General features: G+C 70.6%; 23 protein-coding genes. 20 read left to right on the top strand and 3 right to left on the bottom strand.

Annotated elements, in window-relative coordinates; translation table 11 throughout:
* Nucleotides 1–62 precede the first annotated feature (62 nt).
* The 3 genes from mqnC to ACZ46W_RS30180 are packed head-to-tail and all read left to right on the top strand — an operon-like array spanning nt 63 to nt 2,593.
* On the top strand, nt 63–1,262 hold the full coding sequence (gene mqnC, locus ACZ46W_RS30190) for a cyclic dehypoxanthinyl futalosine synthase (protein WP_468344167.1): 1,200 nt from the start codon (nt 63–65) through the stop codon (nt 1,260–1,262).
* Nucleotides 1,263–1,269: 7 nt separating this feature from the next.
* Nucleotides 1,270–1,869: an imidazolonepropionase-like domain-containing protein gene (locus ACZ46W_RS30185; protein ID WP_468344164.1), complete on the top strand. Its 600-nt coding sequence runs from the start codon at nt 1,270–1,272 to the stop codon at nt 1,867–1,869.
* Nucleotides 1,870–1,900: 31 nt separating this feature from the next.
* On the top strand, nt 1,901–2,593 hold the full coding sequence (locus tag ACZ46W_RS30180; RefSeq protein WP_468344161.1) for a demethylmenaquinone methyltransferase: 693 nt from the start codon (nt 1,901–1,903) through the stop codon (nt 2,591–2,593).
* Nucleotides 2,594–2,597: 4 nt separating this feature from the next.
* Here ACZ46W_RS30180 and ACZ46W_RS30175 read toward each other — a convergent pair whose 3' ends face one another.
* Nucleotides 2,598–3,122: a GNAT family N-acetyltransferase gene (locus ACZ46W_RS30175; RefSeq protein ID WP_468344158.1), complete on the bottom strand. Its 525-nt coding sequence runs from the start codon at nt 3,120–3,122 to the stop codon at nt 2,598–2,600.
* 98 nt (nt 3,123–3,220) lie between these two features.
* Here ACZ46W_RS30175 and ACZ46W_RS30170 point away from each other — a divergent pair, with 98 nt between their 5' ends.
* Nucleotides 3,221–4,513, top strand: a complete 1,293-nt coding sequence (locus ACZ46W_RS30170; protein WP_468344155.1) for a geranylgeranyl reductase family protein — start codon at nt 3,221–3,223, stop codon at nt 4,511–4,513.
* 68 nt (nt 4,514–4,581) lie between these two features.
* Nucleotides 4,582–5,889 (top strand): benzoate/H(+) symporter BenE family transporter, encoded by a 1,308-nt coding sequence (locus ACZ46W_RS30165; protein WP_468344152.1) that lies wholly within the window; start codon nt 4,582–4,584, stop codon nt 5,887–5,889.
* Here ACZ46W_RS30165 and ACZ46W_RS30160 read toward each other — a convergent pair.
* Nucleotides 5,853–6,686 carry a C40 family peptidase gene (locus ACZ46W_RS30160; RefSeq protein WP_468344149.1) on the bottom strand — a complete coding sequence of 278 codons (834 nt, stop codon included), beginning with the start codon at nt 6,684–6,686 and terminating at the stop codon, nt 5,853–5,855. The two genes, ACZ46W_RS30165 and ACZ46W_RS30160, sit on opposite strands and share 37 nt — an antisense overlap.
* Before the next feature lie 692 nt (nt 6,687–7,378).
* On the opposite strand from ACZ46W_RS30160, the gene ACZ46W_RS30155 reads away from it, so the two are divergent.
* The 15 genes from ACZ46W_RS30155 to nuoN are packed head-to-tail and all read left to right on the top strand — an operon-like array spanning nt 7,379 to nt 23,572.
* Nucleotides 7,379–7,738, top strand: a complete 360-nt coding sequence (locus ACZ46W_RS30155; protein WP_126885585.1) for an NADH-quinone oxidoreductase subunit A — start codon at nt 7,379–7,381, stop codon at nt 7,736–7,738.
* Nucleotides 7,739–7,755: 17 nt separating this feature from the next.
* Entirely contained in the window at nt 7,756–8,310 is a 555-nt protein-coding gene (locus ACZ46W_RS30150; RefSeq protein WP_399750895.1) for a NuoB/complex I 20 kDa subunit family protein, read from the top strand.
* Nucleotides 8,307–8,516 (top strand): hypothetical protein, encoded by a 210-nt coding sequence (locus ACZ46W_RS30145; RefSeq protein ID WP_468344144.1) that lies wholly within the window; start codon nt 8,307–8,309, stop codon nt 8,514–8,516. Before ACZ46W_RS30150 ends, ACZ46W_RS30145 begins: the two co-directional genes overlap by 4 nt.
* A complete protein-coding gene (locus tag ACZ46W_RS30140; protein WP_468344141.1) occupies nt 8,513–9,241 on the top strand; it encodes an NADH-quinone oxidoreductase subunit C in 729 nt (242 codons plus the stop codon). The genes ACZ46W_RS30145 and ACZ46W_RS30140 overlap by 4 nt, the downstream gene beginning before the upstream one ends.
* On the top strand, nt 9,238–10,578 hold the full coding sequence (locus ACZ46W_RS30135) for an NADH-quinone oxidoreductase subunit D (RefSeq protein WP_468344138.1): 1,341 nt from the start codon (nt 9,238–9,240) through the stop codon (nt 10,576–10,578). The genes ACZ46W_RS30140 and ACZ46W_RS30135 overlap by 4 nt, the downstream gene beginning before the upstream one ends.
* A complete protein-coding gene (nuoE, locus tag ACZ46W_RS30130) occupies nt 10,578–11,423 on the top strand; it encodes an NADH-quinone oxidoreductase subunit NuoE (RefSeq protein WP_468344135.1) in 846 nt (281 codons plus the stop codon). Before ACZ46W_RS30135 ends, nuoE begins: the two co-directional genes overlap by 1 nt.
* The gene (gene nuoF, locus ACZ46W_RS30125) at nt 11,423–12,766 is read left to right on the top strand and encodes an NADH-quinone oxidoreductase subunit NuoF (RefSeq protein ID WP_468344132.1); all 1,344 of its coding nucleotides are present in this window, start codon (nt 11,423–11,425) and stop codon (nt 12,764–12,766) included. The genes nuoE and nuoF overlap by 1 nt, the downstream gene beginning before the upstream one ends.
* Nucleotides 12,763–15,261 (top strand): NADH-quinone oxidoreductase subunit G, encoded by a 2,499-nt coding sequence (locus ACZ46W_RS30120; protein WP_468344129.1) that lies wholly within the window; start codon nt 12,763–12,765, stop codon nt 15,259–15,261. The genes nuoF and ACZ46W_RS30120 overlap by 4 nt, the downstream gene beginning before the upstream one ends.
* Complete coding sequence (gene nuoH / locus ACZ46W_RS30115) at nt 15,258–16,616, top strand: NADH-quinone oxidoreductase subunit NuoH (RefSeq protein WP_468344126.1); 1,359 nt, start codon at nt 15,258–15,260, stop codon at nt 16,614–16,616. Before ACZ46W_RS30120 ends, nuoH begins: the two co-directional genes overlap by 4 nt.
* Nucleotides 16,609–17,235 carry an NADH-quinone oxidoreductase subunit NuoI gene (gene nuoI, locus ACZ46W_RS30110; RefSeq protein ID WP_468344123.1) on the top strand — a complete coding sequence of 209 codons (627 nt, stop codon included), beginning with the start codon at nt 16,609–16,611 and terminating at the stop codon, nt 17,233–17,235. The genes nuoH and nuoI overlap by 8 nt, the downstream gene beginning before the upstream one ends.
* Complete coding sequence (locus tag ACZ46W_RS30105; RefSeq protein ID WP_468344120.1) at nt 17,232–18,077, top strand: NADH-quinone oxidoreductase subunit J; 846 nt, start codon at nt 17,232–17,234, stop codon at nt 18,075–18,077. The genes nuoI and ACZ46W_RS30105 overlap by 4 nt, the downstream gene beginning before the upstream one ends.
* A complete protein-coding gene (nuoK, locus tag ACZ46W_RS30100) occupies nt 18,074–18,373 on the top strand; it encodes an NADH-quinone oxidoreductase subunit NuoK (protein ID WP_069927518.1) in 300 nt (99 codons plus the stop codon). Before ACZ46W_RS30105 ends, nuoK begins: the two co-directional genes overlap by 4 nt.
* A gap of 11 nt (nt 18,374–18,384) precedes the next feature.
* On the top strand, nt 18,385–20,325 hold the full coding sequence (gene nuoL / locus ACZ46W_RS30095) for an NADH-quinone oxidoreductase subunit L (RefSeq protein WP_468344116.1): 1,941 nt from the start codon (nt 18,385–18,387) through the stop codon (nt 20,323–20,325).
* 5 nt (nt 20,326–20,330) lie between these two features.
* Nucleotides 20,331–21,920: an NADH-quinone oxidoreductase subunit M gene (locus ACZ46W_RS30090; protein WP_468344113.1), complete on the top strand. Its 1,590-nt coding sequence runs from the start codon at nt 20,331–20,333 to the stop codon at nt 21,918–21,920.
* The gene (nuoN, locus tag ACZ46W_RS30085; RefSeq protein ID WP_468344110.1) at nt 21,917–23,572 is read left to right on the top strand and encodes an NADH-quinone oxidoreductase subunit NuoN; all 1,656 of its coding nucleotides are present in this window, start codon (nt 21,917–21,919) and stop codon (nt 23,570–23,572) included. Before ACZ46W_RS30090 ends, nuoN begins: the two co-directional genes overlap by 4 nt.
* Nucleotides 23,573–23,636: 64 nt before the next feature.
* On the opposite strand, the gene ACZ46W_RS30080 is transcribed toward nuoN, so the two are convergent.
* The gene (locus ACZ46W_RS30080; RefSeq protein WP_468344107.1) at nt 23,637–24,203 is read right to left on the bottom strand and encodes a hypothetical protein; all 567 of its coding nucleotides are present in this window, start codon (nt 24,201–24,203) and stop codon (nt 23,637–23,639) included.
* Nucleotides 24,204–24,229 lie beyond the last annotated feature (26 nt).

Below are 24,229 nucleotides of genomic sequence, written 5' to 3'. Positions count from 1 at the left end.
CGCTGGCGTAGGCTGGTTCGGTCCGCGCAGAACCCCTGCAAACCGCCGAAAGGTGTCGCCCGGTGACCGAGAAGGCCGACCTTCAGTCCGTCCTCGACCGTGCCGCGGAGGGCGGGCGGATCACCCCCGAGGAGGCGCTCGACCTCTACCGGTCGGCACCGCTGCACGCGCTCGGCTCGGCCGCGGACGCGGTGCGGCGACGGCGCTACGCCGGTACGGAGCACATCGCGACGTACATCATCGAGCGCAACATCAACTACACCAACGTGTGCGTCACGGCGTGCAAGTTCTGCGCCTTCTACGCCCCGCCGAAGGACACCGCCAAGGGCTGGACGCGCGACCTCGACGACATCCTGCGGCGCTGCGCGGAGACCGTGGAGCTCGGCGGCACGCAGATCATGTTCCAGGGCGGGCACCACCCCGACTACGGCGTCGAGTACTACGAGAAGCACTTCGCCGCCATCAAGCAGGCCTTCCCGCAGCTCGTCATCCACTCCCTCGGCGCCTCCGAGGTCGAGCACATGGCGCGCATCTCCGGCGTCTCCGTCGAGGAGGCCATCTCCCGCATCCACGCCGCCGGTCTCGACTCCTTCGCGGGCGCCGGCGCCGAGCTGCTGCCCGAGCGGCCGCGCAAGGCGATCGCACCGCTCAAGGAGTCCGGCGAGCGGTGGCTGGAGATCATGGAGACCGCGCACCGGATGGGCGTCGAGTCGACCTCCACGATGCTCATGGGCACCGGCGAGACGAACGCCGAGCGCATCGAGCACATGCGCATGATCCGTGACGTCCAGGACCGCACCGGCGGCTTCCGCGCCTTCATCCCGTACACGTACCAGCCCGAGAACAACCACCTGAAGGGCCGCACGCAGGCCACCATCTTCGAGTACCTGCGCATGATCGCCATCGCCCGGCTGTTCTTCGACAACATCGCCCACATCCAGGGGTCCTGGCTCACCACGGGCAAGGAGATCGGGCAGCTCACCCTGCACTACGGCGCGGACGACCTCGGCTCGATCATGCTGGAGGAGAACGTCGTCTCGTCGGCGGGCGCCAAGCACCGCTCCAACCTGCGCGAGATGATCGACATGATCCGCACCGCCGACCGGGTACCGGCGCAGCGCACCACGACCTACGAGCACATCGTCGTCCACGACGACCCGGCGAACGACCCGGTCGACGAGCGCGTCGCCTCCCACATCTCCTCCACGGCGATCGAGGGCGGCACCGCGCACCCCGAGCTCCAACTGCTCCCCGCCAACTGAGCCGGCCGTGCTGACCCTTCACGTCGCCGAGGCCTCGCCCGAGGCGGCCGTCCTGGTCGACGGCGCGACCGTCGCCGCCACCGGCCCGTACGAGGAGCTGGCCGCCGCGTCCCCGCGGGCGCGGGTGCGGCGGTGGCCCGGCATCCTCACCCCCGGCCTGCTCAACCCCTACGGGCCCGAGCTGCTCGAAGGCGCCTACCACCCCGACCCGCGCGAGGCCGACGAGTTCGGCACCGAGCCGATCACCGGCGAGCGCGCCCGCGCCCTCTTCCGCGCCGACCCGTCACGGCAGGGCGCCAGCGCGCGGCGCGGCGTGCAGCGGATGCTGGCGCACGGCACGGTCGCCGTCGCGGGTGAACTGCGCAGCCGCGCCGCCCTGGACGCGGTGCGCCGGGCGGGCCTCGCCATGGCCGGCCGCCCGCCGAACCTGCCGGGGCCCGCGTCGTTCTCGCCGCGGCCGCTCGTGCTGCTCCCGGCCCTCACGGCCGGCGGCCCGGCCCGCTTCGCCGTGTTCGACGTACCCGACCGGGCGGCACTCGTGCGCCTCGGCGCCTCGACGTGCGTGGCCACCGTCGTGGGCGGCCGCCTGGTGTACAGGCGTGCGTAGGCGGGACGGGGCCGCCTGCCACAATGGGCCCGTGACCCGAGCAACCCTGGACAAGCAGCCGCACGAAGTCGCCTCCATGTTCGACGACGTCGCCGCGAACTACGACCTCACCAACGACGTCCTCTCGCTCGGCCAGGACCGGCGGTGGCGCAAGGAGGTCGCCAAGGCGGTCGACGCGCGCCCCGGCGACAAGGTCCTCGACCTCGCGGCCGGCACCGGCACCTCGTCGCTGCCGTTCGCGCGGGCGGGCGCGTTCGTCGTGCCGTGCGACTTCTCGCTCGGCATGCTGCGCGAGGGCAAGAAGCGCCACCCGTGGCTGCCGCTGACCGCCGGCGACGCGACCGGGCTGCCCTTCCGCGACGGGGTCTTCGACGCGGTGACCATCTCCTTCGGGCTGCGCAACGTCCAGGACACCGACGCCGCGCTGCGCGAGCTGTACCGGGTGACCAAGCCCGGCGGGCGCGTCGTCATCTGCGAGTTCTCGCACCCCACCTGGGCGCCGTTCCGGACGGTGTACGAGGAGTACCTGATGCGCGCGCTGCCGCCGGTCGCGCGCGCCGTGTCGTCCAACCCCGACGCATACGTCTACCTCGCCGAGTCCATCCAGAGCTGGCCCGACCAGCCGACGCTGGCGGGGCTCCTGAAGCGGGCCGGCTGGTCGAAGGTGGCGTGGCGGAACCTGACGGGCGGGATCGTGGCCCTGCACCGGGGCACGAAGGCCTGACGGGCTAGAGCTCCAGGCGGAAGCAGTACCCCTCCTGCCCGCCGCTGTCCGGGATGGCGTACGTCTCCGCCCGCGTCATCCCGAGCCGCCGCGTCACCGCCACCGACCGCTCGTTGCGGGTGTTCACCATCGCGACCACCCGCTCCACCCCCGCCGCCCGGAGCCGCTCCAGCGTGGCGCGGGCGGCGGCCGTCGCGTACCCCTTGCCCCACGCGGCCCGGGCCAGCCGCCAGCCGATCTCCACCTCACCGGCCGGCCCCCACTCGTGCGGCCACGGCTGCGCGCCCGTGAAGCCGATGACCTCGCCGTCCTCGTCCAGCAGGGTCCACAGGCAGAAGCCGAGTTCGGCGTCGTGCCGGCGCTGGCGGGCGGTGAACTCGTGGTAGACGGACAGCTCGGCCGGGCCGCCCTGGAAGAACTCCATGACCTCCGGGTCGTCGAAGACCCGGTGCCAGGCGTACGCGTCCTCGTCCGTCGGCACACGCAGCCGGACTACGGGCTCGACGGCGGCGGGGAGCAGCTCGGTCATCGGGGTGGCCCTTCGGGTCGGTGATCGGTACGTCCCCATAGACTGCACACGTCCTGTGCCGTCCGGTACGCAGTTTCGAGTATTCGGGAGACCCCGCCGTGACCGAGCAGCAGCCCCTCTCCGAACACACCGCGGATGTGATCGTCGTCGGGGCCGGTCCGGCCGGTTCGACGACCGCGTACTACCTCGCCAAGGCCGGCCTGGACGTCCTGCTCCTGGAGAAGACCGCGTTCCCGCGCGAGAAGGTCTGCGGCGACGGGCTGACGCCCCGCGCCGCCAAGCAGCTCGTGGCGATGGGCATCGACATCTCCGAGGAGGCGGGCTGGCTGCGGAACAAGGGGCTGCGCATCATCGGCGGCGGCGTCCGCCTCCAGCTCGACTGGCCCGAGCTGGCCTCCTACCCGGACTACGGACTGGTCCGCAAGCGCGACGACTTCGACGAGCAGTTGGCCCGCCAGGCTCAGAAGGCCGGGGCGCGGCTGTACGAGCGGTGCAACGTCGGCGCCCCGATCGTGGACGACCGCACCGGCCGGATCACCGGCGTCCACGCCAGGCTCGGCGAGGAGAAGACGCCGGTCACCTTCCACGCGCCGCTCGTCGTCGCGGCCGACGGCAACTCCACGCGCCTGTCCCTCGCCATGGGCCTGCACCGGCGCGAGGACCGGCCGATGGGCGTCGCCGTCCGGACGTACTTCACCTCCCCGCGCCACGACGACGACTACCTGGAGTCCTGGCTGGAGCTGTGGGACCGGCGCGGCCCCGGCGAGGACCGGCTGCTGCCGGGCTACGGCTGGATCTTCGGCATGGGCGACGGCACGTCCAACGTCGGCCTCGGCGTCCTCAACACCTCCGACTCCTTCAAGGAGCTCGACTGGCGCGAGGTGCTGAAGGCCTGGTGCGCCTCCATGCCGGAGGACTGGGGGTACGTCCCCGAGAACATGACCGGTCCCATCCGCGGCGCCGCCCTGCCGATGGCCTTCAACCGCCAGCCGCACTACACGCGCGGCCTGCTGCTGGTCGGCGACGCGGGCGGCCTGGTCAACCCGTTCAACGGCGAGGGCATCGCGTACGCCATGGAGTCCGGGCAGCTCGCCGCCGACGTCATCGTCCAGGCCCACGCCCGCGCGACCCCGGCCCAGCGCGAACTGGCCCTGCACAACTACCCGAAGATCCTCAAGGACACCTACGGCGGCTACTACACGCTCGGCCGCGCCTTCGTGAAGCTGATCGGCAACCCGAAGGTCATGAAGATCGCCACGCAGCGCGGCCTGACGCACCCGCTGCTGATGAAGTTCGCGCTGAAGATGCTCGCCAACCTGACCGACCCGACGGGCGGCGACGCGATGGACCGCATCATCAACGGCCTGTCGAAGGTGGCCCCCAAGGCCTGACGGCCGGCCGGAGGCCACCTGGTGGACGCGTTCGGCGCCCGCTGACCGGGGTACGGCACGATGAGCCCGTGACCAGTGGAGAGCGTGGCCCGCGTGGACCGATACGTACCGGTGGGGCCCTGCCCCTGACGGCCGTCACCGCCGGGACGGTGGCGATGGTGGTCTCGTACGCCGGGCCGCTCGCCCTCGTCCTGGCCGCCGCCTCCGCGGCCGGGCTCACGGAGGCGCAGGCGTCGTCGTGGGTGTGGGCGGTGTCCATCGGCGCGGGCGTCACCTGCGTGGGCTTGAGCTGGTGGAGCCGCGCGCCGGTCATCACCGCGTTCTCCACGCCCGGCGCGGCGATCCTCGTCACCGCCCTGCCCCAGCACGGCTACGCCGAGGCCGTCGGCGCCTTCCTGGCGGCGGGCGTGGCCGCCACGGTGCTCACCGCCACCGGGGTGTTCGCCCGGGTGATGGCCCGCATCCCGGCGGGCGTGGTCGCGGCGATGCTCGCCGGGACGCTGTTCTCCTTCGGCACGGCCGTGTTCACCTCGGTGCGCAACGCGCCGCTGCTCGCCGGCGCGATGCTGCTGGCGTACCTGCTCGCGCGGCGCCTGGTGCCGACGTACGCGGTGGTGTGCGCGCTCGTGGCCGGGCTGGCGGTGGCGGGGGCGACCGGCGGGCTGCGGGTGGATTTGCCCGGATTGGGGCTCGCCGTCCCCCATTTCACGGCGCCTCAGTTCTCGGTCGGGGCGCTCGTCGGGATCGGCGTGCCGCTGCTGGTGGCGACCCTGGCGGGCCAGTACGCGCCGGGCATCGCGGTGCTGAACGCCGCCGGGTACCGGCCGGACAGCCGGGTGGTGTGCGGGACGACGGGCCTGGTGTCGGTGCTGCTGGCGCCGTTCGGGTCGCACGCGGTCAACCCGGCGGCCATCACGGCGGCGATCTGCACCGGGCCGGACGCGCACCGGGACCCGGCCAAGCGGTGGATCGCCGGGGTGACGTGCGGCGTCGGGTACCTGGTGGTCGGCTGCTTCGGCTCCACCCTGGTCGCGCTGTTCACCGGGCTGCCGAAGGCGCTGGTCGCCACGCTCGCCGGGGTGGCGCTGCTCGGCTCGATCGCGGGCAGCCTGGCCCGTACGGTCGCCGACGAACGCGACCGGGAGGCCTCCGTCATCACCTTCCTGGCCACCGCGTCGGGCGTGACGATCGCCGGGATCGGCTCGCCGTTCTGGGGCCTGCTCGCGGGCGTCGCGGCGCACTTCCTGCTGCGTACCGGTACGGCCGGGGGCACGCCGAAGGGCCGTCGCTCCCTCCCCGAGCGGGGGAGCGACGGCCCTTCAAGCCCTGTGCGTACGCCTCAGAGCACGCGGACCGCGCCCGACGGCATGTCGTAGTCGAGCGAGCGCTCGACGACACCGGTGCTGGGGTTCTGCGCGCCGACGAACTTGCCGTCACCCACGTAGATCGCCACGTGGTACGAGTTGCTCCGGCTGCCCCAGTAGAGGATGTCGCCCGGCTGGAGGTTGTCCAGCGAGACGGAGGTGCCGCGGCTCGACTGGTCGCCCGAGACGCGCGGGAGCTCGATGCCGGCCTGGCGGTACGCGGCCTGGACGAGGCCGGAGCAGTCCCAGGAGTTGGGGCCGGTGCTGCCCATGACGTAGGCGTCGCCGACCTGGGCGCGGGCGAACGCCACGATCGCCGCGGCGGAGCCGGTCGCCTGGCCGGAGTCGTAGGAGGAGCCGCCGTCGTCGGAGCCGACGGAGGCGGACAGCGTGGTGCGCTCGGAGGAGCGGGAGGCGCGCTCGGCGGCCTCGGCCTGGGCCTTCGCCTCGGCCTTGCGCCGGGCCTCCTCGGCCTCCGCCTTGCGCTCCGCCTCGGCCTTGGCCGTCTTGGCTTCCTTCGCGGCCTTGGCGGCTGCGGCGTCCTCCTGTGCCTGCAGCTCCTGGTCGAGCGCGATCTGCTGCGTCGCCTCGGCGGAGGCGGCGACGGCGCTCGACAGGTCCGCGGACAGGTCCGCGTTCAGGGTGGGCATCTCGATGGTCTCGGTCACCGGCTCGGCGTTCGCCGGCCCGGCAGCACCGGCCACCGCGATGGTGCTGAGGACGCCACCGGCAACTCCGGCGCGCAGCGAGAGCTTCGAAGCGCTGCGGCGGGGCTTCCGGTGGCTGGGTATGTGAGCGGTGTGGGACATGAGTACAACCGCTATCAGGGCTTCACGGTTCCCTTCAAGAAACGTGTGTTGCGCCACAGTTGCGCGCGGATTGGTTGAATCCGCTTCCGTCTGCCCCTTATTGACGCCGTAACGGACAATGCGGACTCTGGTGATCACGGCCGTGATCATGGGTTTTCCGCGAAACGTCCGAATTGCCGTGCGCTTACCACTCCTTCACTCCGGTGGCCAAGCCCGCTTTCGTCGGCCCGGTGGCCGGGTGATGCAGGTCACAGGAAGGTCACCGTCGAAGATGCCCGGAAGATCGTGAAAGCGCGCACGTGTCCACTTCGGTACGGGCGGGCCCCTCGCGTGAGTGAGGCGAGGCTCTTTATCACCCGTGCGAGTCCAGGGCGAATTTGCTTGTAGTCACCATCCCTTGATAGGGCCCGACCCCTCTGACCTGGTCCTGGCCCCGGAAATGTCACGCCTTGTGAGCGTCTGGACGCACCCGGTATGAAGATCGCCCTCACGGTGAATTCATGATCCTTCGCCGGGTGGTGGAGATCACAAAGGCGTTGTCGTACCCCGTGTCGCAGATCACAGATCGACGGGCATAGGATGCGAAGCAGTCGGGCTTGTGAACTGCCTCACATGTGCACGATCTTCGCGAGGCGGCGAGACGGTGCCCGGTGCGGTCCATCGGTCAAGGACGACTGGAAGGAGCGAGGAGCGTGAATGCCTACACGCCCATCCTCGTGCTCGGCGCCCTCGGGGCAGGGTTTGCGATCTTCTCCGTGGTCATGGCCACGCTTATCGGCCCAAAGAGGTACAACCGGGCGAAGCTTGAGGCTTACGAGTGCGGTATCGAGCCGACGCCCACTCCGGCCGGAGGGGGCCGCTTCCCCATCAAGTACTACCTGACGGCGATGCTCTTCATCGTCTTCGACATCGAGATCGTCTTCCTCTACCCCTGGGCCGTCAGCTTCGACGCCCTGGGGCTTTTCGGGCTCGTGGAGATGCTGCTCTTCGTGCTCACCGTCTTCGTCGCCTACGCGTACGTGTGGCGGCGCGGCGGCCTGGAATGGGACTGAGGGGCTGAGGGGCACCAATGGGACTCGAAGAGAAGCTGCCGAGCGGTTTTCTGCTGACGACCGTCGAACAGGCCGCGGGCTGGGTGCGCAAGGCGTCCGTCTTCCCCGCGACCTTCGGCCTCGCCTGCTGCGCCATCGAGATGATGACGACCGGCGCCGGGCGGTACGACCTGGCGCGCTTCGGCATGGAGGTCTTCCGCGGCTCACCGCGCCAGGCGGACCTGATGATCGTGGCCGGCCGGGTGAGCCAGAAGATGGCGCCCGTCCTGCGTCAGGTCTACGACCAGATGCCGAACCCCAAGTGGGTGATCTCCATGGGGGTTTGTGCCTCATCGGGTGGGATGTTCAACAATTACGCGATTGTGCAGGGCGTTGACCACATTGTTCCCGTTGACATCTATTTGCCGGGCTGCCCGCCGCGCCCGGAGATGCTGATGGACGCGATCCTCAAGCTCCACCAGAAGATCCAGGGCTCCAAGCTCGGCGTCAACGCGGCGGAAGCGGCCCGCGAGGCGGAGGAGGCGGCGCTGAAGGCGCTGCCCACGATCGAGATGAAGGGGCTGCTGAGGTGAGCGACGACCGCGACATCAGCCGCCACGGCGCCGGCCCGGCCCGCGGCAGGGCCACGGTGCGGGGCGCGTCCCTCGCGCCCGCCTTCGCGATGGCTCCCGTGCGGGACGCCGGGACGGGCGGCCGGACGGGCACCGGGCCGCGGACGACGACGGCCGGCGGGCCCGTGCGGCGCCAGGCCGACGAGACGGAAGGGGGCGCGCTGTGAGCGATCAGCCGAATCCCGACAAGGACCTCAGCGCGCAGAACCTGCCCGGTCAGCGCGGCGAGCACGGGGAGGAGGTCCGGCTCCAGCGCGGCATGTTCGGCGCGAACAACGGCGGCGACACCTCCGGCTACGGCGGCCTCGTCCGCTCCGTACGCCTGCCCGGCCCGGCCACCCGGCCCTACGGCGGCTGGTTCGACGAGGTCGCCGACGAGCTGGAGGGCGCCCTGGAGGAGCAGGGCCTCGTCCCGTCGAGCGCCATCGAGAAGACGGTCGTCGACCGGGGCGAGCTGACCTTCCACATCGCCCGCGAGCACATCGTGCGCGTCGCCCGCACCCTGCGCGACGACCCCGCCCTGCGCTTCGAGCTGTGCACGGGCGTCAGCGGCGTCCACTACCCCCAGGACAAGGGCCGCGAGCTGCACGCCGTGTACCACCTGCGCTCGCTCACCCACGGCCGGCTGATCCGGCTCGAAGTCACCGCCCCGGACACCGATCCGCACGTCCCCTCGCTCGTCGAGGTCTATCCGACCAACGACTGGCACGAGCGGGAGACGTACGACTTCTTCGGCCTGATCTTCGACGGCCACCCCGCCCTCACCCGGATCATGATGCCGGACGACTGGCAGGGCTTCCCGCAGCGCAAGGACTACCCCCTCGGCGGCATCCCCGTCGAGTACAAGGGCGCCCAGATCCCGGCTCCGGACCAGCGGAGGTCGTACTCGTGACCACACCCCATGCCCCCCAGGCCCCCGAGGCCGAGGTCCGCGAGACCACCGAAGGCACCGTCTACACGGTCACCGGCGGCGACTGGGACGAGGTCGTCCAGTCCGCGGCCAAGGCCGACGACGAGCGCATCGTCGTCAACATGGGCCCCCAGCACCCCTCCACGCACGGCGTGCTCCGGCTCATCCTGGAGCTCGACGGCGAGACCGTCACCGAGGCCCGCTGCGGCATCGGCTACCTCCACACCGGCATCGAGAAGAACCTCGAGTACCGGACCTGGACGCAGGGCACCACCTTCGTCACGCGCATGGATTACCTGACGCCGTTCTTCAACGAGGCGGCGTACTGCCTCGGCGTGGAGAAGCTCCTCGGCATCGAGGACCAGATCCCCGACCGGGCGACGATCATCCGTGTCCTGCTGATGGAGCTCAACCGGCTCTCCTCGCACCTGGTGTGCATCGCCACCGGTGGCATGGAGCTGGGCGCCACCACGATCATGATCTACGGCTTCCGGGACCGCGAGATGATCCTGGACCTGTACGAACTGATCACCGGACTGCGCATGAACCACGCGTTCATCCGCCCCGGCGGCCTCGCCCAGGACCTGCCGCCCGGCGCCATGGACCAGCTCCGCGAGTTCGTGAAGACCATGAAGAAGAACCTGCCGGAGTACGACAAGCTCGCCACCGGCAACCCCATCTTCAAGGCCCGCATGCAGGACATCGGCTATCTGGACCTGGCCGGCTGCATGGCCCTCGGCGCCACCGGACCGATCCTCCGCGCCACCGGGCTGCCGCACGACCTGCGCAAGACCGACCCGTACTGCGGCTACGAGACGTACGAGTTCGACGTCCCGACCGCCGACACGTGCGACGCGTACGGCCGCTTCCTCATCCGCCTGGAGGAGATGCGCCAGTCGCTGCGGATCGTCGAGCAGTGCCTGGAGCGGCTGGAGCCGGGCCCGGTGATGGTCGCCGACAAGAAGATCGCCTGGCCCGCCCAGCTCGCCCTCGGCCCGGACGGACTCGGCAACTCCCTCGACCACATCAAAAAGATCATGGGCACCTCCATGGAGGCCCTGATCCACCACTTCAAGCTGGTGACCGAGGGCTTCCGCGTGCCGCCCGGCCAGACGTACACGGCGGTCGAGTCCCCCAAGGGCGAGCTCGGCGTCCATGTCGTCTCCGACGGCGGCACCCGCCCCTACCGGGTCCACTTCCGCGACCCGTCGTTCACCAACCTCCAGGCCATGGCGGCGATGTGCGAGGGCGGCATGGTTGCCGACGTCATCGTCGCCGTCGCGTCCATCGACCCCGTGATGGGAGGCGTCGACCGGTAATGACAGACGTCAGCTTGGGGATGCCGCAGCTCCCCGCCCCCGATTACCCGGCCGATGTGCGCGCCCGGCTCGAAGCGGACGCCAGGGAGGTCATCGCCCGCTACCCCGACAGCCGCTCCGCCCTGCTGCCGCTGCTGCACCTGGTGCAGTCGGAGGAGGGGCACGTGACCCGCACCGGCATGCGGTTCTGCGCGGAGATGCTGGACCTGACCACCGCCGAGGTCACCGCCGTCGCGACCTTCTACACCATGTACCGGCGGGGGCCGGGCGGCGACTACCAGGTCGGGGTGTGCACCAATACCCTGTGCGCGGTCATGGGCGGCGACGCGATCTTCGAGGAGCTCCAGGAGCACCTCGGAGTCGGCAACAACGAGACGACGCCGGACGGCAAGGTCACCCTCGAACACATCGAGTGCAACGCGGCCTGCGACTACGCGCCCGTGGTGATGGTCAACTGGGAGTTCTTCGACAACCAGACGCCCGAGTCCGCCAAGCGGCTCGTCGACGACCTGCGCGCCGGCCGCCCGGTCCGGCCCACGCGCGGCGCGCCCCTGTGCACGTACAAGGAGACCGCCCGCATCCTGGCCGGCTTCCCAGACGAGCGCCCCGGCGCGGTCGAGGCGACCGGCGGCGCGGGACCCGCGTCGCTGATCGGCCTGAAGCTCGCCAAGGGCGAGGCCGTGCCCGGCGCGCGCGTGGTCCACCCGCGCGGCGAGCCCGCCGAGGGCGAGGCCATGCCCGGCTCGGGGCACCTCAGCTCGCACGACGCGCCGCAGCAGACCTCGGCCTCGGACCCCGAGCACCCGTCCGGCCCGGTCGGCCCGGTCAACGAGGAGGGGGAGTGATGACGTTGGCACCCGAGACGACCAGCCCGGAGAAGCTGCTGGCGCCGGTCCTGTCGGCGTTCTGGGACCAGCCGAACTCCTGGACGCTGGAGACCTACAAACGGCACGACGGATACGAGGGGCTGAAGAAGGCCCTCGCCATGACGCCCGACGACCTCATCGCGTACGTCAAGGACTCCGGCCTGCGCGGCCGCGGCGGCGCGGGCTTCCCCACCGGGATGAAGTGGCAGTTCATCCCCCAGGGGGACGGCAAGCCTCACTATCTTGTTGTCAACGCCGACGAGTCGGAGCCCGGGACCTGCAAGGACATCCCGCTCCTCTTCGCCAACCCGCATTCCCTCATCGAGGGGATCGTGATCGCGTGCTACGCGATCAGGTCCAACCATGCCTTCATCTATCTGCGCGGTGAGGTCGTCCCCGTGCTGCGCAGGCTGCACGAGGCCGTGCGTGAGGCGTATGAGGCGGGCTACCTCGGCACGAACATCCTCGGCAGCGGACTCGACCTCGAACTCACCGTGCACGCGGGCGCCGGCGCGTACATCTGCGGTGAGGAGACCGCGCTGCTCGACTCGCTCGAAGGCCGCCGTGGCCAGCCCCGGCTGCGTCCCCCCTTCCCCGCGGTCGCCGGTCTGTACGCGTGCCCCACTGTGGTGAACAACGTCGAGTCGATCGCCTCGGTTCCCGCGATCCTGAACCGGGGCAAGGACTGGTTCAAGTCGATGGGCAGCGAGAAGTCCCCCGGCTTCACGCTCTACTCGCTCAGCGGCCACGTCGCCTCGCCGGGCCAGTACGAGGCGCCGCTCGGCATCACCCTGCGGCAACTGCTCGACATGAGCGGCGGCATGCGCCCCGGCCACCGGCTGAAGTTCTGGACGCCCGGCGGCTCGTCGACCCCGATGTTCACCGACGAGCACCTCGACGTCCCGCTCGACTACGAGGGCGTCGGCGCGGCCGGCTCCATGCTCGGCACCAAGGCGCTCCAGTGCTTCGACGAGACGACGTGCGTGGTGCGGGCGGTCACCCGGTGGACCGAGTTCTACGCCCACGAGTCGTGCGGCAAGTGCACCCCCTGCCGTGAAGGCACGTACTGGCTGGTGCAGTTGCTGCGCGACATCGAGGCCGGCAAGGGCGTCATGAGCGACCTCGACAAGCTGAACGACATCGCCGACAACATCAACGGCAAGTCGTTCTGCGCCCTCGGCGACGGCGCCGCCTCGCCGATCTTCTCGTCGCTGAAGTACTTCCGCGGGGAGTACGAGCAGCACATCACGGGCAAGGGCTGCCCCTTCGACCCGGCCAAGTCGACCGCCTGGGCGGACAACCACGTGGAGGTGACGGCGTGACCGTCATGGCATCCGGCCCCGCCGGGGGCGGCAGCGCGGCCGTCCCACCCGAAGACCTGGTCACCCTGACCATCGACGGGATCGAGATCTCCGTCCCGAAGGGGACGCTGGTCATCCGCGCCGCCGAGCAGCTCGGCATCGAGATCCCCCGGTTCTGCGACCACCCCCTCCTCGACCCGGCCGGCGCCTGCCGGCAGTGCATCGTCGAGGTCGAGGGCCAGCGCAAGCCGATGGCGTCGTGCACCATCACCTGCACCGACGGCATGGTCGTCAAGTCGCAGCTCACCTCGCCGGTCGCGGAGAAGGCCCAGGTGGGGGTGATGGAGCTGCTGCTCATCAACCACCCGCTGGACTGCCCGGTCTGCGACAAGGGCGGCGAGTGCCCGCTGCAGAACCAGGCCATGTCGCACGGGCAGGCCGAGTCGCGCTTCGAGGGCAAGAAGCGGACCTACGAGAAGCCCGTGCCGATCTCCACGCAGGTGCTGCTGGACCGCGAGCGGTGCGTGCTGTGCGCCCGCTGCACCCGGTTCTCCAACCAGGTCGCGGGTGACCCGATGATCGAGCTGATCGAGCGCGGCGCGCTCCAGCAGGTCGGTACGGGGGAGGGCGACCCGTTCGAGTCGTACTTCTCCGGCAACACCATCCAGATCTGCCCGGTCGGCGCGCTGACCTCGGCGGCGTACCGGTTCCGCTCCCGCCCCTTCGACCTGGTCTCCTCGCCGAGCGTCTGCGAGCACTGCGCGGGCGGCTGCGCCACGCGCACGGACCACCGGCGCGGCAAGGTCATGCGACGGCTCGCCGCCAACGACCCGGAGGTCAACGAGGAGTGGCTGTGCGACAAGGGACGTTTCGCGTTCCGGTACGCGCAAGCGCGTGACCGGCTCACCACGCCGCTCGTACGCAGCTCCGAGACGGGCGAGCTGGAGCCGGCCTCCTGGCCGGAGGCGCTGGAGGCGGCGGCGCGCGGCCTGGTCCGGGGGCGCACGGGCGTCCTGACCGGCGGGCGGCTGACCGTCGAGGACGCGTACGCGTACGCCAAGTTCGCCCGGGTCGCGCTCGACACCAACGACATCGACTTCCGCGCGCGCGTGCACAGCAGCGAGGAGGCCGACTTCCTGGCCGCCCGGGTCGCCGGTCACGGCAGGGATCTGGACGGGGCGGGCGTCACGTACACCTCCCTGGAGAAGGCCCCGGCGGTGCTGCTCGTCGGGCTGGAGGCGGAGGAGGAGGCGCCGGGCGTCTTCCTGCGGCTGCGCAAGGCGTGGCGCAAGAAGGGCCAGCGGACGTACGCGCTGGCCTCGTTCGAGACCCGGGGCCTGCACAAGGCGGGCGGCACCCTGCTGCCGGCCGCGCCCGGGACGGAGCCCGAGTGGCTGGACGCGCTGGCCTCCGGGACGGGGCTGGACGCGGACGGCACCGCCGCCTCCCGGGCGCTGCGGGAGCCCGGCGCGGTCATCGTGGTCGGTGAGCGGCTGGCGGGCGTGCCGGGCGCGCTGACCGCGGCCGTGCGCACCGCGGCGGCGACCGGGGCGGAGCTGGTGTGGATCCCGCGCCGGGCCGGTGAGCGCGGCGCGGTGTGGGCGGGCGCGATCCCGTCCCTGCTCCCGGGCGGGCGGCCCGCGACCGACCCACGCGCGCGTGACGAGGTCGCCGCCGCCTGGGGCGTCCGCGAACTGCCGCACCGGTACGGACGGGACACGGGCCAGATCGTGGAGGCCGCGGCCACCGGCGAGCTGGGCGCCCTGCTCGTCGCGGGAGTCGAGGTCGCCGACCTGCCGGACCCGGCACGCGCGCGTGAGGCCCTGGACGCGGCGTTCGTCGTGTCGCTGGAGCTGCGGCCCGGCGAGGTCACCGACCGGGCGGACGTGGTCCTGCCGGTCGCCGCGGTCGCCGAGAAGCCCGGCACCTTCCTCAACTGGGAGGGCAGGGTCCGTATGTTCGAGGCCGCGCTGAAGCCGCAGCACATGACGCGGCCGCTCCCCCCGACGGACGCGCGGGTGCTGCACATGCTGGCCGACACCATGGACGTCCACTTCGCGCTGCCGGACGTGAAGGCCGTGCGCACCGAGATGGACCGGCTCGGCGCGTGGGACGGGACGCGGGCGGGTGACCCGGTGGAGTCCGCCGCGCCGCTGCCCCAGGCCGGCGAGGGCGAGGCGGTCCTGGCGGGCCACCGGATGCTGCTCGACCTGGGCCTCCTCCAGGAAGGCGACGAGGCCCTGGCGGGCACCCGCCACGCCTCGGTGGCCCGCCTGTCGGCCGCCACGGCGGCGGAGACCGGCGTCAAGGACGGCGACCTCCTCGCGGTGACCGGCCCGGCGGGCTCCGTCGAACTGCCCCTGGCGGTCACCGACATGCCGGACCGGGTGGTCTGGCTGCCGCTCAACTCGACCCCGGGCGGCGTCCTGTCCGCCATGGGCACCGTCCCCGGAAAGCTGGTCCGCCTCGCCCCGGCGACCCCGGACTCCGCGGCCCGCACGGAGGTGGAGGCATGATCCCGTACACCCTGGCAGCGGAAGACCTGTCCATGTTCGGCCGCGACCCCTGGTGGCTCGTGGTGATCAAGGCGGTCTTCTGCTTCGCCTTCCTGATGGTGACCGTGCTCTTCTCCATCGTGTGGGAGCGCAAGGTCGTCGCCTGGATGCAGCTCCGCATCGGCCCCAACCGGCACGGCCCCTGGGGCCTCCTCCAGTCCCTCGCGGACGGCGTCAAGCTGATGCTGAAGGAGGACGTGGTCGTCAAACGGGCCGACAAGGTCGTCTACGTCCTCGCCCCGATCGTCGCGGCCATCCCGGCGTTCATGGCGATCGCGGTGATCCCCTTCGGCCCGGCCGGCAACGAGGTGTCGATCTTCGGGCAGCGCACCACGATGCAGCTCACCGACCTGCCGATCGCGATGCTCTACATCCTCGCGGTCGCCTCCGTCGGCATCTACGGCATCGTGCTGGCCGGCTGGTCGTCCGGCTCGACGTACCCGCTCCTCGGCGGTCTGCGCTCGTGCGCCCAGATGATTAGCTACGAGATCGCGATGGGCGCCGCCTTCGCGTCCGTCTTCCTCTACTCCGGGTCGATGTCGACCTCGGCGATCGTCGAGGCGCAGGCGGACCGCTGGTACATCATCCTGCTGCCGGTGTCGTTCATCATCTACATCGTCACGATGGTCGGTGAGACCAACCGCGCCCCGTTCGACATGCCCGAGTCCGAGGGCGACCTGGTCGGCGGCTTCAACACCGAGTACAGCTCCATCAAGTTCGCGATGTTCATGCTCGCCGAGTACGTGAACATGGTGACGGTCTCGGCGGTGTCGGTGACCCTCTTCCTGGGCGGCTGGCGGGCCCCATACCCGATCTCCACCTTCTGGGAGGGCGCGAACCACGGCTGGTGGCCGATGCTCTGGTTCGTCGTCAAGGTCCAGTTGCTGCTGTTCTTCTTCATCTGGCTGCGCGGCACGCTGCCCCGCGTCCGTTACGACCAGCTCATGAAGCTCGGCTGGAAGGTCCTCATCCCCGTATCCGTCCTCTGGCTGATGCTGGTGGCGACCGTGCGGGCGCTGCGCAACGAGAACTACGACTTCCAGCAGATCGTGCTGTACGTCGCCGGCGCGGTCATCGCGGTCCTCCTGCTGTCGTTCGTCGCCGACGTCTTCCGCGACAAGAAGGCCAAGCAGGAGGCGCAAGCGGCGCCGCCGCCCGCCGAGTTCGACCCGATGGCCGGTGGATTCCCCGTGCCGCCGCTGCCCGGCCAGACCCTGCCGCCGGTGCCCCGGCGACGGCCGCGCTCGGAGCGCGAGCTGATTGTCAGTGGTGGGTCCGACACTGTGAGTGAGGGAAAGGAGGCTGACGGTGTCTGAGAGTGATTTCCAGAATCCGGTCGCCGGCTTCGGCGTGACCTTCAAGGCCATGTTCAAGAAGCGGCTGACCGAGCAGTACCCGGAGCAGCAGAAGACGACGGCGCCGCGCTTCCACGGCCGGCACCAGCTCAACCGCCACCCGGACGGCCTGGAGAAGTGCGTCGGCTGCGAGCTGTGCGCCTGGGCCTGCCCGGCCGACGCCATCTACGTGGAGGGCGCGGACAACACGGACGAGGAGCGCTACTCGCCGGGTGAGCGCTACGGCCGCGTCTACCAGATCAACTACGCCCGCTGCATCTTCTGCGGACTGTGCATCGAGGCCTGCCCGACCCGGGCGCTGACGATGACGAACGAGTTCGAGCTGGCCGACAGTTCCCGGGCGAACCTCATCTTCACCAAGGAGCAGCTCCTCGCGGGCCTGGAGGAGGGCATGGTCGACACGCCCCACGCCATCCACCCCGGCATGACCGAGCAGGACTACTACCGGGGCCTGGTCACCGAGGCCGCGCCCGGCACGGTGCGGCAGGCCGCGTCCGGCAAGGGCGACGAGAAGCCGCAGGAGGCCGCGTCGGACTTCGGTGAGGACGAGCCCGCGTCGAAGAAGGTGGTCGGCGCATGAGCACGCTCGCCGCCGCGGCCTCCACGGGCGAGGCCGTGCAGTTCTGGGTGCTCGGCACCATCGCCGTCGTCGGCGCGCTGGGCACGATCTTGATGAAGAAGGCCGTGCACAGCGCGCTCAGCCTGGCCGGGACCATGATCATCCTGGCGGTCTTCTACCTCGCCAACGGGGCGTACTTCCTGGGCGTCGTGCAGATCATCGTCTACACCGGCGCCATCATGATGCTCTTCCTCTTCGTCGTCATGCTCGTCGGCGTCACCGCCGCCGACTCGCTGAAGGAGACCATCAAGGGCCAGCGCTGGATGGCCGCCGCCTGCGGGCTCGGCTTCGGCATCCTGCTCGTCGCCGGGCTCGGCAGGGCCTCGCTGGACACCTTCGAGGGCCTCGGCACGGCGAACGCCGGGGGCAATGTGGAGGGTCTCGCGGCGCTGATCTTCACCACGTACGTCTTCGCCTTCGAGATCACCGGCGCGCTGCTGATCACCGCGGCCGTCGGCGCGATGGTGCTGACGCACCGGGAGCGCACGGAGCGCGCCCGTACCCAGCGCGAACTGTCCGAGCAGCGCGTACGCGAGGGGAAGCACCTGCCGCCGCTGCCCGCGCCCGGTGTCTACGCCCGGCACAACGCCGTGGACATTGCCGGCCTGCTGCCCGACGGCACGCCGTCCGAGCTCACCGTCAGCAGGACGCTGCGGGCGCGCGGCCAGATCCGCGACGTGTCGCGGCAGGCGCTGGAGGACCTCAAGGCGCTGGAGCAGCGCGCGGAGGAGCGCCTGGGACGCGGCCCTTCGGAGCCGCAGGCGTCCCGGCCCCAGGACCGTGAGGAGGAGAACGCGCAGTGAATCCGGTCAATTACCTGTACCTGGCCGCCCTGTTGTTCACCATCGGAGCGGCCGGGGTGCTGATCCGGCGGAACGCGATCGTCGTCTTCATGTGCGTCGAGCTGATGCTCAACGCCTGCAACCTCGCGTTCGTCGCCTTCTCCCGTATGCACGGCAATCTCGACGGCCAGATCATCGCCTTCTTCACGATGGTCGTCGCCGCCGCGGAGGTCGTGGTCGGGCTCGCGATCATCGTGTCGCTGTTCCGTTCCCGCCACTCGGCCTCGGTCGACGACGCCAGCCTGATGAAGCTGTGAGGGGCTGAATCGTGGAGAATCTGATCGCGCTGCTGGTCGCGGCGCCTCTGCTGGGAGCGGCCGTCCTGTTGTGCGGCGGCCGCAGGCTGGACCGGGCCGGGCACTGGCTCGGCACCCTCCTCGCCGCCGCCTCCTTCGCCATCGGGGCGGTGCTCTTCTTCGACATGCTGGGCAGGGGCGCCGAGGAACGGGCGCTGCACCAGCACCTGTTCAGTTGGGTGCCGGTGGAGAGCTTCCGGGCGGACATCGCCTTCCAGCTCGACCAGCTCTCGATGACCTTCGTCCTGCTCATCACCGGTGTGGGCACGCTCATCCACGTGTACTCGATCGGGTACATGGCGCACGACGAGCGCAGGCGCCGCTTCTTCGGCTATCTCAATCTCTTCCTCGCGGCGATGCTGCTGCTGGTCCTCGCCGACAACTACCTGCTGCTGTACTTCGGCTGGGAGGGCGTCGGCCTCGCCTCGTACCTCCTGATCGGCTTCTGGCAGCACAAGCCCAGCGCGGCCACCGCCGCCAAGAAGGCCTTCCTGGTCAACCGGGTCGGCGACATGGGCCTGTCGATCGCCATCATGCTGATGTTCACCACCTTCGGGACGTTCACCTTCGGGCCGGTGCTCGCGGCCACGGACGGGACGTCGGAGGGGATGCTGACGGCCATCGGCCTGATGCTGCTGCTGGCCGCGTGCGGCAAGTCCGCGCAGGTGCCGCTCCAGTCCTGGCTGGGTGACGCGATGGAGGGCCCGACCCCGGTCTCGGCCCTCATCCACGCGGCGACGATGGTGACCGCCGGCGTGTACCTCATCACGCGCTCGGGCGCCATCTTCAACGCCGCCCCCGACGCGCAGTTGGCGGTCGTGGTGGTCGGCGCGGTCACGCTCCTGTTCGGTGCGATCGTCGGTTGCGCGAAGGACGACATCAAGAAGGCGCTGGCCGGTTCGACGATGTCGCAGATCGGCTACATGATCCTTGCGGCCGGGCTCGGCCCGATCGGGTACGCGTTCGCGATCATGCACCTGGTGACGCACGGCTTCTTCAAGGCGGGTCTGTTCCTCGGCGCCGGTTCGGTCATGCACGGCATGAACGACGAGGTCGACATGAGGAAGTACGGCGGCCTGAGGAAGTACATGCCGGTCACCTTCGTCACCTTCGGGCTCGGGTACCTGGCGATCATCGGCTTCCCGGGCCTCTCCGGCTTCTGGTCCAAGGACAAGATCATCGAGGCGGCCTTCGCCAAGGGCGGCACGGAGGGCTGGATCCTCGGCGGCGTCGCCCTGCTGGGCGCGGGCATCACGGCGTTCTACATGACCCGCGTGATGCTCATGACGTTCTTCGGCGAGAAGCGCTGGCAGCCCGCCCCCGACCCGGACACGGCGCCCAGCGTCGAGCCCGGCATCGAGGTCCACCCGGGCGAGATGCCGCACCCGCACGAGTCGCCCAAGTCGATGACGATCCCGATGATCCTGCTGGCCTTCGGATCGGTGTTCGCGGGCGCGCTGTTCTCGCTGAACAGCGCCTTCGTCAACTGGCTCAAGCCGGTCACCCAGTTCGAGCACGGGCACCCGCCCATCAGCGCCGGCGCGGTGACCGCCTCCACGGTCGTCGTGCTGCTGATCGGCGTCGGCATCGCGTACGCGCAGTACGGCCGCAAGCCCGTGCCGGTCGTCGCCCCGCGCGGCTCGCTGCTCACCCGCGCCGCCCGGCGCGACCTGCTCCAGGACGACTTCAACCACGTCGTCCTGGTCCGCGGTGGCGAGCACCTCACCCGCTCGCTGGTGTACGTGGACCACACCCTGGTCGACGGGGTGGTCAACGGCACCGCCGCCTCCGTCGGCGGACTGTCCGGCCGGCTGCGCAAGTTGCAGAACGGCTTCGCCCGCTCCTACGCGGTCTCGATGTTCGGAGGTACGGCGGTGCTGATCGCCGCGACCCTGCTGATGAGGGGGGTGTGACCGCGATGTCGCAAGTGGTGAACGCGGGGTTCCCGCTTCTTACGGTGACGGCGGCCGTGCCCGCGGTGGGCGCGATCCTCACCGCCGCCGTCCCGGCCGCGCGCCGCACGGCCGCCAAGTGGCTGGCGCTGCTCGTCTCGCTCGCCACGCTCGTCCTGGCCGCGCTGGTGGCCATCCGGTTCGAGCCCGATGGTGACCGCTACCAGCTCAGCGAGTCCCACGCCTGGATCAAGGACTTCGGCGTCCGCTACGAACTGGGCGTCGACGGCATCGGGGTGGCGCTGATCGCGCTCACCGCGCTGCTGATCCCCTTCATCATCCTGGCGGGCTGGCACGACGCCGACCCCCTGGAGACGAAGTCGAAGCGCTGGCGGCCGACGCAGGGCTTCTTCGCCCTGATCCTGATGGTCGAGGCGATGGTGATCCTCTCCTTCGAGGCCACCGACGTCTTCCTCTTCTACATCCTCTTCGAAGCCATGCTCATCCCGATGTACTTCCTCATCGGCGGCTTCGGGGACCGGGCCCACGCGGGCACCGACGACAACGCGGCGGCCCAGCGGTCGTACGCCGCGGTCAAGTTCCTGCTCTACAACCTGGTCGGCGGGCTCATCATGCTGGCCGCCGTCATCGGGCTGTACGTCGTCGCGGGGAACTTCTCCCTCACGGAGATCGCCCAGGCGCGGGCGAGCGGTGAGCTGGAGATGGCGACCAACACCGAGCGGCTGCTGTTCCTCGGGTTCTTCTTCGCCTTCGCGGTGAAGGCCCCGCTGTGGCCGCTGCACACCTGGCTGCCCAACGCGATGGGCGAGGCGACCGCGCCGGTCGCGGTGCTCATCACGGCGGTCGTCGACAAGGTCGGCACGTTCGCGATGCTCCGCTTCTGCCTCCAGCTCTTCCCGGAGGCGACGAAGTGGGCCACGCCCGCGATCATCGTGCTGGCGCTGATCAGCATCGTGTACGGGGCGCTGCTCGCGGTCGGCCAGCGGGACATCAAGCGGCTGGTCGCCTACGCGTCGATCTCCCACTTCGGCTTCATCATCATGGGCATCTTCGCGATGACCAGCCAGGGCCAGTCCGGGGCCACGCTCTACATGGTCAACCACGGGATCTCGACGGCCGCGCTGATGCTGGTGGCCGGGTTCCTGATCTCGCGGCGCGGGTCGCGGCTCATCGCCGACTACGGCGGTGTGCAGAAGGTGGCCCCGGTGCTCGCCGGGACGTTCCTGGTGGGCGGCCTGGCCACACTGTCGCTGCCCGGGCTCGCGCCGTTCGTCTCCGAATTCCTGGTCCTGGTGGGCACGTTCGCCCGCTACCCGGTGGCCGGGATCATCGCGACCTTCGGCATCGTGCTCGCCGCGCTCTACACGCTGGTCCTCTACCAGCGGACCATGACCGGGCCGGTGAAGGAGGAGGTCCGGGCGATGCCCGACCTCAAGGCGCGTGAGCTGGTGGTGGTCGCCCCGCTGATCGCCCTCCTGCTCTTCCTGGGCGTCTACCCGAAGCCGGTGACCCAGATCGTCGACCCGGCGGTGCGGCACACCATGTCCGACGTACAGCAGAAGGACCCCAAGCCCGAGGTGGAGGCGGCCAAGTGAACGCGAGTGCTGTCCACAGCCTGTGGACGACGGCGGCCGAACCGGCTCCCGTCGACAAGATCGGGGCGCCGGCCATCGAGTACGCCCAACTGGCCCCCACGCTGATCGTGGTGGGCGCCGCCGTGGTGGGCATCCTGCTGGAGGCGTTCGTCCCGCGCCGCGCCCGCTACTACGCGCAGGTGTTCCTGACCGTCGTGGCGCTGGCCGCCGCCTTCGCCGCGGTCGTCGCCCTGGCGGCCGGCGGCCACGCCACCACCAAGGCGGGTATCGCCGCGATGGGCGCCATCGCGGTCGACGGGCCCGCGCTGTTCCTCCAGGGCACCATCCTGCTGGCCTCGCTCGTCGCGGTGTTCACCTTCGCCGAGCGGCGGCTCGACCCCGCCCACCACGGGCACCGGGTCGACTCGTTCGCCGCCGAGGCCGCCGCCGTACCGGGCAGCGACCAGGAGAAGGCCGCCGTGAAGGCGGGCTTCACGACCACCGAGGTCTTCCCGCTGGTGCTGTTCGCCGTCGGCGGGATGCTCGTCTTCCCGGCGGCGAACGACCTGCTGACGCTGTTCATCGCGCTGGAGGTCTTCTCCCTCCCGCTGTACCTGCTGTGTGCCGTCGCCCGCCGCAAGCGGCTGATGTCGCAGGAAGCCGCGGTGAAGTACTTCCTGCTCGGCGCCTTTTCCTCCGCGTTCCTGCTGTTCGGCATCGCCCTGCTGTACGGGTACGCGGGCTCCGTGTCGTACGCGCGCATCGCGGATGTGGTGGACGGGTCGGTCACCGACGTCACCCCGGCGCTCGCCCAGACCATGGGCAACGACGTGCTGCTGCTCATCGGCTTCGCGATGGTGCTGATGGGCCTGCTGTTCAAGGTCGGCGCGGTGCCGTTCCACATGTGGACCCCGGACGTCTACCAGGGCGCCCCGACGCCGGTCACCGGCTTCATGGCGGCCGCCACCAAGGTCGCGGCGTTCGGCGCGATGCTGCGGCTGCTGTACGTGGTGCTGCCCGGGCTGCGCTGGGACTGGCGGCCCGTCATGTGGGGCGTCGCCATCGTCACCATGCTGGCCGGTGCGATCGTCGCGATCACCCAGACCGACATCAAGCGGCTGCTCGCCTACTCGTCGATCGCCCACGCCGGGTTCATCCTCGCGGGTGTCATCGCGGCGACGCCCGACGGCGTCTCCTCGGTGCTCTTCTACCTGGCCGCGTACTCGTTCGTGACGATCGGCGCCTTCGCCGTCGTCACGCTGGTGCGGGACGCGGGCGGCGAGGCCACGCACCTGTCCAAGTGGGCCGGGCTCGGGCGGCGTTCGCCGCTCGTCGCCGCGGTCTTCGCGGTGTTCCTGCTGGCCTTCGCCGGTATCCCGCTGACCTCCGGGTTCGCGGGCAAGTTCGCCGTCTTCAAGGCGGCGGCGGAGGGCGGCGCCGGAGCGCTGGTGGTCATCGGCGTGATCTCGTCGGCGATCGCCGCGTTCTTCTACATCCGGGTCATCGTGCTGATGTTCTTCAGCGAGCCGAAGCCGGAGGGCCCGACGGTCGCGGTGCCGTCACCGCTGACGATGACGACGATCGGGGTGGGCGTCGCGGTCACGCTGGCACTGGGCGTGGCTCCGCAGTACTTCCTCGATCTCGCCGGGCAGGCGGGGATCTTCGTCCGCTGACGGAAGCCGGTCGGACGTGCGGCGGGGTGCTCTGCGCCCCGCCGCACGCGTGTGCCCGGGGTGGTCACTCTCGGGGGCAGCGGACCCTCGGGTTCCAGTCCGCCATGAGCCCCTTCGGGTTCTTCTTGTAGAGCCAGACGTGCAGGTCGTAGTGGTTCGGCATACCGGGCTCATGACCGGCCATCGGGCCGTTGAGGCCACGGCCGAACATCCTGGGGCGGTCGGGGTCCGTCGCGAGGTCCTGGTCGCGGTCGATGGTGACGTACTCCACGGCGACGAGCCGCCGCTTGCCGCCCGGCCCCGCCTCGTAGAGGAGCGCGGCGGGCTTGGCCGGGTCGGTGGAGTTGACGTGGGCTTCCTTGACGTAGTGGTAGCCCATGCCGCCCTCGGAGGAGTAGGCGCACTGGTCCGTGCGCGCGTAGCCGTCCCTGATGGCGCGGGCTTCGTCGCGGTACTTCTCCGTGGCCTGGTACGCCCTGGCCAACTGGGCGTGCCGGTTCTTCTCGCCGACGGTCGGTGCGGGGGGTGCGAGCGGGGCCGACGGTGCGGGCGGGGCCGGGGGTGCGGCGCTCAGCGTCAGCGAGGCGAGGGCGGCGAGGCCGAGGGCGGATATGAGCGGTCGGGAGTGCATGCTGCTGCTCCAGTGGGTGCAGGAGG

The sequence above is a fragment of the Streptomyces sp. NPDC031064 genome, assembly GCF_055570965.1.
The sequence above is the reverse complement of the archived record's forward strand: the minus strand, read 5'-3'. Positions and strand labels throughout refer to the sequence as shown.